General features: G+C 70.2%; 12 protein-coding genes. 5 read left to right on the forward strand and 7 right to left on the reverse strand.

Annotation, left to right across the window (positions count from 1 at the left end):
• Positions 1 to 11: 11 nt before the first annotated feature.
• Positions 12 to 1073 (reverse strand): bifunctional lytic transglycosylase/C40 family peptidase, encoded by a 1062-nt coding sequence (locus tag P3T29_RS26185; protein ID WP_280719096.1) that lies wholly within the window; start codon positions 1071 to 1073, stop codon positions 12 to 14.
• A gap of 249 nt (positions 1074 to 1322) precedes the next feature.
• Between P3T29_RS26185 and P3T29_RS26190 the strand changes: the two genes are divergently transcribed.
• The 5 genes from P3T29_RS26190 to P3T29_RS26210 all read left to right on the forward strand — a co-directional run bounded on the left by P3T29_RS26190 (position 1323) and on the right by P3T29_RS26210 (position 6847).
• Positions 1323 to 1673, forward strand: a complete 351-nt coding sequence (locus P3T29_RS26190) for a hypothetical protein (RefSeq protein ID WP_280719097.1) — start codon at positions 1323 to 1325, stop codon at positions 1671 to 1673.
• Positions 1674 to 1808: 135 nt separating this feature from the next.
• The gene (locus P3T29_RS26195) at positions 1809 to 2639 is read left to right on the forward strand and encodes a hypothetical protein (protein WP_280719098.1); all 831 of its coding nucleotides are present in this window, start codon (positions 1809 to 1811) and stop codon (positions 2637 to 2639) included.
• A 19-nt stretch (positions 2640 to 2658) separates the two neighbouring features.
• The gene (locus tag P3T29_RS26200; RefSeq protein ID WP_280719099.1) at positions 2659 to 3894 is read left to right on the forward strand and encodes a hypothetical protein; all 1236 of its coding nucleotides are present in this window, start codon (positions 2659 to 2661) and stop codon (positions 3892 to 3894) included.
• 7 nt (positions 3895 to 3901) lie between these two features.
• Positions 3902 to 5476, forward strand: a complete 1575-nt coding sequence (locus P3T29_RS26205) for an SCO6880 family protein (protein WP_280719100.1) — start codon at positions 3902 to 3904, stop codon at positions 5474 to 5476.
• A gap of 21 nt (positions 5477 to 5497) precedes the next feature.
• The gene (locus tag P3T29_RS26210) at positions 5498 to 6847 is read left to right on the forward strand and encodes an ATP-binding protein (RefSeq protein WP_280719101.1); all 1350 of its coding nucleotides are present in this window, start codon (positions 5498 to 5500) and stop codon (positions 6845 to 6847) included.
• A 121-nt stretch (positions 6848 to 6968) separates the two neighbouring features.
• Here P3T29_RS26210 and P3T29_RS26215 read toward each other — a convergent pair whose 3' ends face one another.
• The 6 genes from P3T29_RS26215 to P3T29_RS26240 all read right to left on the reverse strand — a co-directional run bounded on the left by P3T29_RS26215 (position 6969) and on the right by P3T29_RS26240 (position 13762).
• On the reverse strand, positions 6969 to 8033 hold the full coding sequence (locus P3T29_RS26215) for a PDDEXK nuclease domain-containing protein (protein WP_280719102.1): 1065 nt from the start codon (positions 8031 to 8033) through the stop codon (positions 6969 to 6971).
• A 124-nt stretch (positions 8034 to 8157) separates the two neighbouring features.
• Positions 8158 to 9588, reverse strand: coding sequence for a HAMP domain-containing sensor histidine kinase (locus P3T29_RS26220; protein WP_280719103.1), 1431 nt, complete (start codon positions 9586 to 9588; stop codon positions 8158 to 8160).
• 59 nt (positions 9589 to 9647) lie between these two features.
• Positions 9648 to 10418 (reverse strand): response regulator transcription factor, encoded by a 771-nt coding sequence (locus P3T29_RS26225; RefSeq protein ID WP_280719104.1) that lies wholly within the window; start codon positions 10416 to 10418, stop codon positions 9648 to 9650.
• Positions 10419 to 10554: 136 nt separating this feature from the next.
• A complete protein-coding gene (locus P3T29_RS26230; protein ID WP_280719105.1) occupies positions 10555 to 11706 on the reverse strand; it encodes a trypsin-like peptidase domain-containing protein in 1152 nt (383 codons plus the stop codon).
• Between the two features lie 110 nt (positions 11707 to 11816).
• The gene (locus P3T29_RS26235; protein ID WP_280719106.1) at positions 11817 to 12869 is read right to left on the reverse strand and encodes a LacI family DNA-binding transcriptional regulator; all 1053 of its coding nucleotides are present in this window, start codon (positions 12867 to 12869) and stop codon (positions 11817 to 11819) included.
• Positions 12870 to 13030: 161 nt separating this feature from the next.
• On the reverse strand, positions 13031 to 13762 hold the full coding sequence (locus tag P3T29_RS26240; RefSeq protein WP_280719107.1) for a response regulator transcription factor: 732 nt from the start codon (positions 13760 to 13762) through the stop codon (positions 13031 to 13033).
• Positions 13763 to 14519 lie beyond the last annotated feature (757 nt).

The following is a 14519-nucleotide window of genomic DNA, read 5'->3' on the forward strand; positions in this document are numbered from 1 at the left end:
ACCCGCAGCCGTCAGCTCTTTGCGGCGGGTTGACCCGGGACCGTCCCGGAGGTGGTGATGGTGCCGTCCGCGCCGCGTACCGGCAGGGACTGTGCGCCGTCGGAGGTGACCCGGGTGGCGCCGATGTACCCCGTCTGATCGATCGTGTCGTAGCGGATCACCGCGCCGGTGTGAGGGGCGTCGATCATGTACCCGCCGCCGACGTAGATGCCGACGTGGTGGATGGAGCGCGGGTCGGTCAGGTCGTTGGCGAAGAAGACCAGGTCGCCTGGGCGGAGCTGGTCACGCGAGGGGTGCTGCCCGGCGTACCACTGGTCGTTGGCGACGCGGGGCAGCGTGATGCCGACGCTGGCGAACGCGGCCTGGGTGAGCCCCGAGCAGTCGAAGCGGCCGTCGTCCGAGGACGTGCCCGTGCCGCCCCACAGGTACGGCGTGCCGAGGACGTTCTGGGCGAAGTAGATCGCGCCGGCGGACTGCTGGGAGAGTGCGACGGAGGTGGTCGGGGCGGTGAAGCTGCGGGCCAGCGACTGGATGTTGCGGACGTAGCCCTGCGTCTCCGTGTAGGCGGGGATCCCGCCGGCCTTTATCACCGCGTACGGCCCGGAGTTGTAGGCGGCCAGCAGGTTGGCCTGCTTGTCGCCGGGCACGGCCGAGACGTCCTTGGCGAGCGCGCAGTCGTAGGTGGCGGCGGAGGCGATGGCGTCCGAAGGGTCCCAGATGTCGGGCTGCTTGCCGTCGCCGCTGGCCCGGACGCCGTACGTAGCCCAGGTGCCCGTCAGGAACTGCGCCATGCCGTAGGCCTGGGCGGGGCTGCGGGCTGACGGGTCGAAGCCGCTTTCCTGGTACAGCTGGGCGGCGAGCATCGGCGGGGAGATGTCGGGGCAGAGGGTGCCCCATTTCTGGATCAACGGTTGGTACTGGGCGGGGACCGTCCCGCTGGAGAGGGCCAGATTGTTGGCCGAGGCCGGGGAACTGCCGCTCGCGGCGAAGGTGCCGACCCCGAGCAGGCCGGTGAAAGCGACGGCTGCCACCCCTGCAGCGACGGCGGCAGCGCCTGCCCTCCGGAGTACCATCAGCACCATCCCGACGTGGCGTCAGTTGTCAGCGTTCTGGAAGGCGTTGCTCAAAGCAATCATCGCTGATACTAAGAGTGAGCGGTATCCTTCGTACGGTGGACATCCTGTCGTACGTGTCCCACACCGCACGAGCAATACGCGAGAAGTGGCCAAGTCGACATCAGATCTGGCCAAGAATAGGTCCCGGCCCTTCGCGAAACCGTGCTGGGGGGCCTTGAATTTGCGTGATCGGGCGGTGAGATGGAAATGAACTTGAGCAGCGTGGACAGCAAGCTGATCGGCCACTTGGCCGCAACCCCACCCACAAAACCCAATATCGACACCATCATCGGTGGGATCGCCCCGGACTGGGGGCCGTTCTCGAGTCTGGGCTCCTCGGCTCGGACGATGGTGGAGGTCGTCATGGCCGTAGCCATCCTCGGTTGCCTCGCGATCGCGGTCTGGGGCGCCGCCAAGCAGCGGATCGGCGCCACCGCGATGCGGGACACCTTCAGCGCCGAACAGGGCAAGGGGCTGATCATCGCCGGGCTGACCGGCGTGTTCATCATCGGTTCGCTCGGAACCCTGTTCACCATTGTCTACGGCATGGCCATCTGACGATCAGATAGTCATCCCACAGCTAGTCATCCCAGCGGTACGGCCAGGCCGTCCCGCTGGGGCTGTCGCGTATCCGTACGGGTGCGCACCCGACCTCGGGGCCCGCCTGGGCTCCCTCGCACCAGGAGGGCCGCCGTGCCGGTGTCCGACGACCAGCCGCACACCCGTACGCGGCTGCCGGTCGGCGAGCAGTCCGTCTACCAGTCGAGCGGGCGTCAGTCCCGCCCGCTGCGCACGCTGCTGACGGTTCTGGTGGTGGTGACCCTGCTGGTGTTGGCGATCTCGATCGCCAACCGGGGCAAGCCGAACCCGGCCACCCCCTCGGCCGACCAGGCCGGAGTCAACGGGCCCGCCGGGTCCTCCGCGCCCCCCGCTGCCGGCGCCACCGCGCCGAGCGGCCAGGAGCCCGTCTCCACGACCAGCAACGGCATCGGCACCGGCTACCCGCACACCGACCAGGGCGCCCAGTCGGCGGCCGCCAACTACGCCGTTGCGATCGGCTCGGCCGACATGTTCCGGGCCGACGCCCGGCACGCCATCGTCGCCACCGTCACCGACCCGACCGTCGCGCCCGCCCTGCAGGCCCGGCTGGACCAGGCGTTCAGCGCCGACACCGCCGCCAAGTTCGGGCTGGACGCCCAGGGCAAGGCGCCCAAGGGCCTGACCTTCGTCAGCCGTACCGTCCCGGTCGGCACCAGGACCACCAACTCCGCCGACACTGCCACCAAGGTGGACGTCTGGTGCACCGGCCTGGTCGGGCTGGCGGGTGACCACTCCACCCAGCCCGTCGCGGAGAACTGGTACACCCTCACCGTCACCCTGCGCTGGACGGGCAGCGACTGGAAGCTCACCGACTTCGCCCAGCAGTCGGGCCCGGCCCCCGTACCCGGCGACCAGCAGGCCGCCACCGCCGACGAGATCACCCGCGCCGTCCAGGACTTCGGAGGCTTCCGCTATGCCCGCTGACGGCAGGTACCGAGCATTCTTGCGTAGAGCCTCCGCGCTCGGCGGGGCGTTGACGGTGTTCCAGCTGACGGTGCTGCTGACGGCCCGTCAGGTATTCGCCGATCCGACCCCGGGTGCGAGCCCGAGCTGCAAGATCAACCTGCCGATCCCGTCGGCCGACAAGGCGTGCGCGCAGGCCCCGGCCGGCGCGACCGTCATCCCCGGCAACGGCACGGTCGCCAGCGTGACCGACCCGCTCGGCGCGCTCGCCAAGGACTGCGCGCAGGGCGCGGCCTGGCTGGTCCGCCAGCTCTCCGGCGCGATCGACGGCACCACCCAGGTGGACTTCACCAACGCCGCCTTCCTCCAGCAGTACGCCGTGGTCTTCGCCGGTTCCACCGTGATCACCCTGGTGCTCTGGCTGCTGGCCGTCACCAAGCGGGCCGTCCGTGGCGCGCCGCTGACCACCGCGATCTCCGAGGCGGTCGGCTTCCTCTGGCTGACGGTCGTCGCCTCCGCCTTCACCCCGCTGATCCTCTACACCGTGGTCAGCGTCACCGACGGCCTCACCACGGCCATCGCGGCCGGCACCAAGTCCGACACCGGGACCTACCTCGGCGGCTTCGCGGACACCCTGGAGAAGGGCACCATCGGCGGCGGCCCGCTGATCCTGATCATCATCTCGCTGGTCGCGGTGCTGGCCGCCGCCGTGCTCTGGCTCGAGCTGCTGATCCGCGCCGCGATGCTCTACGTCGGCGCGCTGCTCGGCACCGCCGTGTACGCCGGGCTGGTCGACAAGCAGCTCTGGAAGCACGTCCGCCGCTGGGCCGGGGTGATGATCGCGGTCGACCTGGCCAAACCGATCATCGTGATCATCCTCGGCCTCGCCGGGGCGGTCGCCACCGGTGCCGGGGCGAGCAACGACTTCTCCACGGTCCTGTCCGGGCTGGCCATCCTGTTCCTCTCGATCTTCGCCAGCGCCTCGGTCTACCGCTTCGTGCCCGGCTTCGGCGACGAACTGCTGCACATGCGGTCGGCGCGGGCGAGCGCCGTCTCGGCAGGATCGGCGATGATCAACGGGCCGGCCAACCTGGTGAAGCAGGGCATCAGCGCACACGGCTCGCGCGGCGGCGCGGAGACCGCGAACGCCTCGGGCTCCGGTGGGGGCGCGGGCGGCGGCTCGGTCGCCCCGGGTATCGCCGCGCACGCCACCCGCACTCCCGTCCCTCCGCCGCAGGCCCCGCCAGTGACCAGCAATCCAGGGAAGGGAGGGTGACGGGTAAGTGAGCAGTGAACCGCTCAGCCGCTACGGTGCCCAGTACGCCCAGCCGTACGTGCACCAGCGCCGCACCTATCTGATCGGTAAGTCCCGGCCGAACGCGCCGATCGGCCGCAACCGTGAGTCCGGCGAGATCGTGCTGATCATCTTCGGCGCGTTCCTCGGCATGCTCTGGGGCCTGCTGATGCCGATCCTGCCGCTGCGGATCGCCGGGCTGGTCGGGCTGCCGCTGCTCGCCATCATGGCGGTGTACGTGCCGTACCGCCGCCGGACCTTCTACCGCTGGGTGGAGATCAACCGGACGTACCGGCGCACCGTGCGCAGCGGGCGGGCACTCTGGAAGTCCGAGGTGATCGACGCCGGCACCAGGCTGGACGGGCGCGAGGTCGAGGTCGGCCCGCCGCCCGGCGTCGGACGGCTGCGCTGGCTCTCCGCGCCGTTCGGCCCGGACGAGGTCGGGGTGCTGATGCACCTGGAGCGCCGGACGGTCACCGCCGCGATCGAGATCGAGGGGCCCGGCGTCGGCCTGCGCGACTCCGAGGACCAGGAGGCGCTGGTCGACCGCTTCGGCACGCTGCTCAAGCACGTCGCCAACGGCGACGGCTTCGTGACCAGGCTGCAGATCCTGGCCCGCACCCTGCCCGCCGACCCGGACGCGCACGCCAAGGACGTCGAGCGGCGCGGCGACGACGAGGCGCCCGGCTGGCTCAAGGACAGTTACGACCAGCTCCAGTCGATGGTGTCCACCTCCTCCGAGCAGCACCGCGCCTACCTGGTCGCCTGCATGCACTACAACCGCGACCTGGCCGCCGAGGCGCACGCGATGGGCCGGACGGCTGGTAGCGCCCGGACCAGGGACGACGAGGGCCTCGCCGCCGTGATGGCCCGCGAACTCACCGACATCTGCGCCCGGTTGGCGGAGGCCGACATCCGGGTCCGGCAGCCGCTGGGCCACGCCCGGCTCTCCTCGCTGCTGCACTCGATGTACGACCCGGACCACCCGATCGACCACCTCCAGGCGATGTCCAAGCGGAACGCCTGGCCGGCCGAACTCGATGCCACCCACCCGCAGTTCCTGACGGCCAAGACCCGCGAGTCGGTGACGCGCGAGCCGTGGTGCCACGCCACTGCCTGGATCAAGGAGTGGCCGCTGACCCCGGTCGGCGTCAACTTCCTTGCCCCGCTGCTGGTCCACACTCCGGACGTGATCCGTACGGTCGCCGTCACGATGGACCTGGAGCCCACCGACGTCGCGATCGAGCGGATGCTCACCGAGAAGACCAACGACGACGCCGAGACCAGCCGGTCCGCCAAGATGAACCGGACGATCGACCCGCGCGACCTGGCCCACACCGGCCGGGTCGACCAGCGCGGCGACGACCTCGCCTCCGGCGCCGCCGGGGTCAACCTGGTCGGCTACATCACCGTCTCCTCCCGCAACCCCGAGGCGCTGGCGCGCGACAAGCGCACCATCCGCGCCTCGGCGGGCAAGAGTTACCTCAAGCTGGAGTGGTGCGACCGCGAGCACCACCGGGCCTTCGTCAACACCCTCCCGTTCGCCACCGGCATCCGCCGCTGACCTCTCCCGGAGGACTCCGCCATGGCCATCGGCAACCTCACCGACTCGTTCACCAGCCTGATGTTCGGCAAGGTGGAGACCACCCGGCTGCCCGTCCGCACCTCCACCGGCCAGGCCCAGGCGGTCTACCTCCCAACCGCCGCACCGGGGTTGGGTGACTCCGGCGTGATCATCGGCCGCGAGGTGTACAGCGGCAAGGGGTACGTCTACGACCCCTTCCAGTTGTACGGGCAGCAGCTGCCGGCCCCGCACTGGCTGGTGCTGGGTGAATCCGGCAACGGCAAGTCGGCGCTCGAAAAGACCTACGTGCTACGGCAGTTGCGGTTCCGCGACCGACAGGTCGTGGTGCTCGACGCACAGGGCGAGGACGGCGTCGGCGAGTGGAACCTGATCGCCAACGCGCTGGGGATAAAGTCCATCCGGCTCGACCCGATGGCCGCCCGCGACGGCGGCGTCAAGCTCAACCCGCTCGACCCCGCGATCACCACCACCGGCCAGCTGTCGCTGCTGCGGACCATCATCGAGGTCGCGATGGGGCGGGGGCTGGAGGAGCGAGCGGGTTTTGCGTTGAAGGCCGCGCACGCTCATGTGATCGCTTCGGTGACGGACCGTCAGCCCGTACTCGACGACATCATCAACACGCTGCGCAGCCCCGAGCTCTCCTCCGTCGAGTCGCTCGGCGTCGCCGTGGACGACGTCCAGTCCTGGGGCCTGGACGTCGCGTTGGTGCTCGACCGGCTGGTCGACGGCGACCTGCGCGGCATGTTCGACGGCTCCACCACCGACGGCATCGACCTGGATGCCCCGCTGATCGTCTTCGACCTCTCGCACATCGACCGCAACTCGATCGCGATGCCGATCCTGATGGCGATCGTCGGGGTCTGGCTGGAGCACACCTGGATCCGTCCCGACCGGAAGAAGCGCATCTTCCTGGTCGAGGAGGCCTGGCACATCATCAACAGCCCGTTCGTAGCCCAACTCTTCCAGCGGCTCCTGAAGTTCGGCCGCCGCCTGGGTCTCTCGTTCGTCGCAGTGGTCCACCACCTCTCCGACGTGGTCGACGGCGCCGCTGCCAAGGAGGCCTCCGCCATCCTCAAGATGGCCTCCACCCGCACCATCTACATGCAGAAGGCGGAGGAGGCCAGAGCCACCGGCCGCGTTCTCGGCCTCCCCCGCTGGGCAGTCGAGATCATCCCCACCCTCTCCCCGGGCATCGCCGTCTGGGACGTCAACGGCAACGTCCAGGTCGTCAAGCACATCATCACCGAGGCCGAACGCCCGCTGGTCTACACCGACCGCGCGATGACCGAGGACGCTGTCTTCGAACGCCACCGCGCCGAAGCCCAGTTGGCGGCCGAACCGGGGGTCTGACGTACCTGGCACGGTTGAGGACGGGACGTGATTGAGGGCGGACACCCGGTTGGGTGCCCGCCCTCGACGTAGCGGTTGTCCGGCATGTTGGCCTGCCCGGCAGTCGGCACCTGGGCTGCTCCTACTCCCGGGACCTCAACACCTCGTGTGTGACCCGGGCCAGGTCGGCATCGGTCGGCAGCAGAGCCCGCATCTCGGGCGGCAGGGTCGCGTAGGTGCTCACCGCCATCGGCTGGGTGCTGCCGCGCAGCGCGTACTGGACGACCTCGCTGTTCCGGTCGGCGGCGATCAGGATGCCGAGCGTGGCGTCGTCCCGGGAGGGGTCGCGGACCTTGTCGTCCACCACGGCGGTGTAGAAGCTCAGTTGGCCGAGGTGGGCCGGCTGGGCAGGGACGGTTTTGAGCTCGATCACCACGTACCGGTGCAGGCGCAGGTGGTAGAAGAGCAGGTCCATCCGGAACTCCTGATCGCCGACCACGAGCGGGTACTGCCGGCCGACGAATGCGAAACCCACTCCGAGCTCCTGGAGGAACCTGACCACGTGGTCGACCAGGGCGTCCTCCAGATCCCGTTCGGCGTGGTCGGCGCCGACCCGGGTGAACTCGAGCAGGTACGGATCGCGCGTGATCTCGCGAAGCAGGTCGGAACCTTCGGGGACGGTCGTGTCGAAATTGGTGAGAGCCATCCCCTGCCGGAGGTGGAGTTGGCTGGACACCATGTTGCTCAGGAAGGCCCGCGACCAGCCGTGCTGCACGGCCTGGGCGGCGTAGAAGTCCCTGGTCAGACGGTCGTCGAGGGTGTCCAGGAGAACGGTGATGTGACCCCAGGGCAATTGGGCAACAGCTTGTTGCCCAATTGCCTCGGGCCAGCTCTTGGCCAGGTGCTGCATGTACCGGAGGGACCGCGGGGACAGTCCGCGCTGGCCGGGGAAAGTGGTCTGCAGGTCCACCGAGAGCCGGCGGATGACCTTGGTTCCCCAGCCCTCCTCCTCCTGCCTGTCGAGGATGAGCCGGCCGATCCGCCAGTAGTGGCAGACCATCTCCGTGTTGACGATCCGCTTGACGCGGATCTGGGTGGTGCGGATCTCGTCCTTGATGTCCCCGAGCAGGTCGTTGTAGCCCGGCGGCAGGTCGCCGGCCGTCGCCTGGGAGGGAAGTCCGGCCTTGGTGGTGATCTCGTTGCTCATAGCGCGGAGCCTTGCAGTGCTGCTGAGCCATCTGACCTGGAGAAACGGTTCTGTTCACTCGAACGGAGAAGCGCGAGGGGGCGCCGCCGGGCGGACACGGCCGTCAGGGCGCCCCCACCTCGCGTTACTGCGGGACGTCGGCCTGGCCGGGGAGGCGGACGGTTGCCAGGGCGCCCGGGCCGCCGTCGGTGGCGGGGCCGAGGGAGACCTCGCCCTCGGTGTCGCGGATCGTCTGGGCGACGATCGACAGGCCGAGGCCGGAGCCCGGGAGTTGGCGGGAGGATGGGGAGCGCCAGAAGCGGTCGAAGACGTACTGGAGTTCGTCCGTCGGGATGCCCGGGCCATGGTCGCGGACGGTCAGTACGCCCTGCTGGAGGGCTACTTGGATGGATCCGCCGGGCGGGCTGTACTTGACGGCGTTGTCGAGCAGGTTGATCACGGCGCGTTCGAGGGCGGCGCCGTCGCCGTGCACGTACCAGGGGTTGATGTCGAGGTCGAAGACCAGGCCCGGGCCGCGCAGCCGGGCCCGTTCGACCGCGCGGTCGGCGATCTCGTGCAGGGCGACGACGGTGCGGTTCTGGCCGGGCTTGGGGGAGTCCGGGCGGGAGAGCTGGAGCAAGTCGCCGATGAGGAGGGTGAGTTCCTGCATCTGGGCCTTCATGTTGCCGAGCAGCTTGGTGCGGGTGGCCGGCGGCAGCGGGCGGCCGGTGTCGTCGCTGCGGATCATCAGGTCGACGTTGGTACGGAGTGAGGTGAGGGGTGTCCGCAGCTCGTGCCCGGCGTCGGCGATCAGCCTGGTCTGGCGGTCACGGGAGTTGGCGAGCGCGGTGCTCATCGAGTTGAACGAGGCGGCGAGCCGGGCGATCTCGTCGTTCCCGTGCACGGGGATGGTCGAGCCGACCTCCTCGGTACGGGCGATGTGCTCGACCACGTCCGTGAGGTCGTCCACGGGCTTGAGTGCTGACCGGGCCACTATCCGCCCGGTGACACCGGCTCCGACCACGCCTAGGGCGGCAACGCCGAGCAGGATCAGGGCGAGCGTTCGAAGGGAGTCCTGGGCGTACGACAACGGTGCGGCGGTCAGCAGGACATAGGGCTCCCCGGTCAGAGGATCACTTGTGAGGGCTACTCGTACTGTGGCCGGCGTGCCGTCGACGAAGCTGCCACTTCGGTAAGTGATCTTCGTGCTGCCGGTGCTGAGTGCATCCAGGTCGGACGAGACGGTGTTGATGCCCTTGGTAGCCCCCCACGGGAGACACACCCTGGAGGGGCCGAAGATGCCCTCGGAGCTGGACTGGTCGCCTCGGTGGAGACCGCCGTCCGGTCCGCGATGGCCCGGTCGGGTACTGGCCACGGCAGTTTGGACAGCTGCTGGACTGGTATTGCAGAAGGGGAACGTCGGAATCGGTCTGCCGTCTGCAAGCTGGAGCTGCGCGGGAGCCGGAACTGCGGCCAGGCCCGTCTTGACCTGCTGGTAGACCTGGCGCTCGACAACGAACCAGCACGCCAGCGCCGACAGCGCGATCGCCACCGCGACCGCCGCGGCGGTGAGCATGGCGAGGCGGCTCCGGAGGGAGCGCCCGCGGAACCAGCCCGTCAGTCGGTGCCAGGGCTTCACGCCGACGCGCCGGTCGCGGCCCGGAGCGCGTAGCCGACGCCACGGACGGTCTGGATCAGGCGGGGCATGCCGCCCTGTTCGGTCTTGCGGCGGAGGTACATCACGTACACGTCCAGCGAGTTGGAGGACGGTTCGAAGTCGAAGCCCCAGACCGCCTTGAGGATCTGTTCGCGGGTCAGGACCTGCCGGGGGTGCGACAGGAACATCTCCAGCAGCATGAACTCCGTCCGGGTCAGCTCGATCGGCTTGCCCTCGCGGGTCACCTCGCGGGTCGCAGTGTTCATCCGGAGATCGGCGAAGGCGAGGACCTCGCTGTCGTCCTCCTCGACGGCTGCGCGGGCGGCCTCCGCGGCGATGGCGTTGCGGCGGAGCAGGGCGCGGACGCGGGCGAGCAGCTCGTCGAGTTCGAAGGGCTTGGCGAGGTAGTCGTCCGCGCCGACGTCCAGGCCGGTGACGCGGTCACCGACGGCGTCGCGGGCGGTGAGCATCAGGACGGGCGCGGTGTCGCCGCGTGAGCGCATCCGGCGGACGGTGGTGAGGCCGTCCATCCGGGGCATCATGATGTCGAGCAGGACCAGGTCGGGGCGTTCGCGTTCGACGGCGTCCAGGGCCTCGTACCCGTCGGTGGCGGTGATGACCTCGTAGCCCTCGAACGCGAGGCTGCTCTCGAGGGCGTCCCGCAGCGCGGGCTCGTCGTCGACCACCAGAAGTCGGGCGGGGGCGCCCGGGCCCTCGGCGGGGGTGCGGTCGTCGGCGGGGGGAGTCATGGGCGCGGGCCCTTTCTGAGTCCATGAGCTGCGGTGAGGTGCGGTGCGGTGCGGTACGGCCGGTTGAGTTGTTGCCATTGTCCGTCGTCCGGACGGCCCCGGGAGGGACCGTCCGGACGACGGACGCGGGTGCCGGCTAGAGGTTCTGGCCGGCCTGGAGCTTGGGCAGAACCTGCTTGATGTCGTTGATCGGGATGGCGAAGCCGAGGCCGACGCTGCCCGCGCTGGTGTCCGCCGTCGAGTTGGAGTTGCTGGACGAGTACATCGCGGAGTTGAGGCCGATCACCTGGCCGTTGGCGTTGATCAGCGGGCCGCCGGAGTTGCCGGGGTTGAGCGCGGCGTCGGTCTGGAAGGCCTTGTAGGTGGCGGTGTCCGCCGAGGAGCCGGAGGACGAGCCGGAGGAGCGCCCGGGCAGGCCGTTCAGGCCCGGCAGGTTCGGGAAGCCGAAGCCGCCGTTGCTCCGGGTGGAGCCCTCGTCGACCTGCACGCTGACCTGGCGGTTCTCGGCGCTGATGATGCCCGAGGTGACGGTGCCGGTGAGGCCCTCGGGGTTGCCGATCGCCACCACCTGGTCGCCGACCGCGACGCCGGCGGAGTTGCCGAGCGTGGCCGGGGTGAGGCCGCTGACGCCGGCGGCGGTGACCACGGCGACGTCCAGTGCCTTGTCGGTACCGGTCACCGAACCGCTCACCGTGGAACCGTCCTTGAAGGTGACGGTCATCTGGCCGTCGCCGTTGACGGCGCCGGAGATCACGTGGAAGTTGGTCAGGATCTGGCCGCCCGGGGTCAGGATCACGCCGGTGCCGGTCGAGGTGCCGGTGCTGGTCTTCACGACGATCTGGACGACGCTCGGCGAGACGGCGGCGGCGATGGCGGAGATGTTGGCGGTCCCGTTGGAGTTGATCGAGACCGGGCTGACGATGGTGGCCGCGCTGCTGCTCGCGGAGGCGTCGCGCCGCTCGGCGATCACTCCGCCGGTGACGCCGCCGAGCAGGGCGGCGATGGTGGCCACGGCGGCGACCAGGGCCAGCCGGCCCTTCAGCAGTCCGCGCCGGGCGTGCCCGCCCTGCGGAGCGGTGCTGCCCGCCTCGGGCGGGTTGGGCGGCTCGGACCCGTCGAAGCCGCCCTGGGTCGGCGGTTCCGCCGGCGCCGGGTAGGAGTACGGGGACTCGGGCGCCGACTGGTACGACGTCCCGTCCAGCCGGGGCGGCTGCGGCGGCTGCCAGCCCGCGTAGCCGTGCGAACCGGGTGTGGCCTGCTCATCGGAGGTGCGGTGCTGGTCGCTCATGGGTCCAAGGTCCGCCCGGATCATTAAGGCCCGATGAGAGGTGGGTCAGAAGGAGCCGAGAAGCCCGTTGACTTCTCATAAAGCCTGGTCAGCGGAGGGACCGCCGGGCCTTACTTCCCGTCAACCCCAGCGCTCCCGCCGCAGCCGCAGGAACGTCGTACGACCAGGCGCGATGGGAATTTCCGCACCCGCTCGGTGTCCGATCCCGGGACCATCAGTGAGTCGTCCAGCACCAGATCCACGGCGGCCCGGGCCATCGCGTCCCGGTCCGAGGCGACGGTGGTCAGCGGCGGGTCGGCGAGCGCGGCCTCGGGTACGTCGTCGAAGCCCGCCACCGCGAGGTCCTCCGGGACGCGCAGGCCGACCTCGCGGGCGGCCCGCAGGACGCCGATCGCCTGGTCGTCGGTGGAGCAGAAGATGGCGCGCGGACGGTCGGGGGAGCTGAGCAGGTCCACCGCGACCTGGTACGCGCCGTAGCGGTGGAAGGGGGCGTCGACGAGGTACTTCCCGGTCGGCAGGTTGTGCGCGTCCATCGCGCGCTGCCAGCCCTCGACGTGGTCGATCACCGGGTCGCCGGGCACGGGGGTGTCCACCGGGCCGCCGAGGCAGACCACGTACGGGTACCCGTGCACCTCGAGCAGGTGCCGGACGGCCAGTTCGGCGCCGCCGACGTCGTCCGTCACCACGGAGACGTCGTCGATCGCCTCGGGCCGGCGGTGCAGCAGGACGACCTTCGCCCCCTCTATGGCGGCGAACTCCTTCGCCGCCTGCTGGGGGGCGCCCTGGCTGACCAGGATCAGTCCGGAGACCCGCATGCCGAGGAAGGCGCGGACGTAGTGCATCTCGCGGTCGTCGACGTAGTCGGAGTTGCCGATCAGGACCAGCTTGCCCCGGTCGGAGGCGGCGCGTTCCACCGCGTGTGCCATCTCGGCGAAGAACGGCTGCCGGGCGTCCGGGACGACCATGCCGATCAGGTTGGTCCGGCGGGAGGCCATCGCCTGGGCGACGGAGTTCGGCCGGTAGCCGAGTTCCTCGATCGCCGCGAGGACCTTCTCCTTGGTCGCGGGCGCGACCGGGCGCGGCCCGTTGTTGATGACGTAGCTGACGACCGCAGTCGAGGTCCCAGCCAGTCGGGCTACATCATCGCGCGTCACCTTGGCCACGGAGGGAGTCTACGCGGGTCGCTCCCGAGTGGGACTGTGACCTGTGACATCCCGCCGACTACCCGTGGACGGTATCGGACATGGCCGGACCGGACACCGCAATACCGGATATTGGCGGACAAGCCGGGCGTCGGCGACCCCTGTGCCGAGCCCGGCTCCCGTCAGACCTCGTTGGCGACCGTGGACCGCTGCTCCAGGCCGGGGCGCTCGCCCTTGTCGGCCTTCTCCGGCACCACGAACCGGTACCCGACGTTGCGGACGGTGCCGATCAGCTGCTCGTGCTCGACCCCGAGCTTGGCGCGCAGCCGCCGGACGTGCACGTCGACCGTCCGGGTGCCGCCGAAGTAGTCGTAGCCCCAGACCTCCTGGAGCAGCTGCGCCCGGGTGAAGACCCGGCCGGGGTGCTGCGCCAGGTACTTGATCAGCTCGAACTCCTTGAAGGTGAGGTCGAGCACCCGGCCCTTGAGCTTGGCGGAGTAGGTGGCCTCGTCGACCGTGAGGTCGCCGCCCCGGATCTCCATCGGACTGTCGTCCGCGACCACGTGCATCCGGCCCATGGCCAGCCGCAGCCGCGCCTCGACCTCGGCCGGGCCCGCCGTGTCGAGCAGGACGTCGTCGATGCCCCACTCGGCGGTGACGGCGGCGAGGCCGCCCTCGGTGACCACCAGGATCAGCGGGCAGCCGATGCCGGTCGAACGCAGCAGCTGGCAGAGGCTCCGGATCTGCGGCAGGTCGCGCCGGCCGTCGACCAGTATGACGTCGGCGCTGGGGGTGTCGACCAGGGCCGAACCCTCGGCGGGCGCCACTCGGACGGTGTGCAGCAGCAGGCCCAGGGCGGGCAGCACCTCAGCGGAGGGCTGCAGTGCGTTGGTGAGCAGGAGGAGAGAACTCATACCCGGTTAGTCCCCTTTCCGGGTCGTCGCGGTCACGGGGGTACGGCTGCCGCCACAACCGGCAGGCGCAAACCCCGTGGGGGGTGGGGGAGACGTGTCCGCAGGGTGAGATCCGGCGGATGCGCCGGTGCGCAGCGCAGTACGGGGCGCGTGCCAGGAGTCCCGCAACCCCTGATGCTCGTGCTGCTCCGATACCGATCTGCTCATCCGCGAACCTTCCGGTCTGCTTCCGCGCCGGGTGGTGACCCGGCGCCGGCATGCCGCTCCCTGCTGACCGCGCGCACTTCGTTGTGCCGCTTCGCCGGGGCGGGCCTCGCCTGCCGGTCCGGGTGGGGGACCGGTACGCGAGGGCGTCCGTGCTGGCGTCCTGAAAGCGCAAAAGGACCCGGGGGCGACTCTGCCCGGATCCCTTACGGCACGAGAATAGCCGACCACTCCCCGCTGTGGGAGGGGCGCAGGGCGCCGCTTCGTCAGGTCGGGCCGCCTGCGGCGTGACCCCTGACACGTCCGGGGCGTTCTCCGGGTAACGGGGCACCGCCCCGCCGACCGGTAACGGGGCACCGCCCCGCCGACCAGGGAGGTTGCCGCCCCCGGGTCCGCCCGGTCCATCATGGGAGCCGCACCGGCCGCACGGTACGTGTACACCTTTTTGTGTGGGTGACCGGCAGACAGGGCCAGGCCACCGCACCGGGCGAGGACGACGAGGAGGGTTGCCATGGTTGCGACCGCGAATGCCGGCACCGAGCAGAATTCAGCC

The sequence above is a fragment of the Kitasatospora sp. MAP5-34 genome, from assembly GCF_029894335.1.
Taxonomy (GTDB): Bacteria; Actinomycetota; Actinomycetes; order Streptomycetales; family Streptomycetaceae; genus Kitasatospora.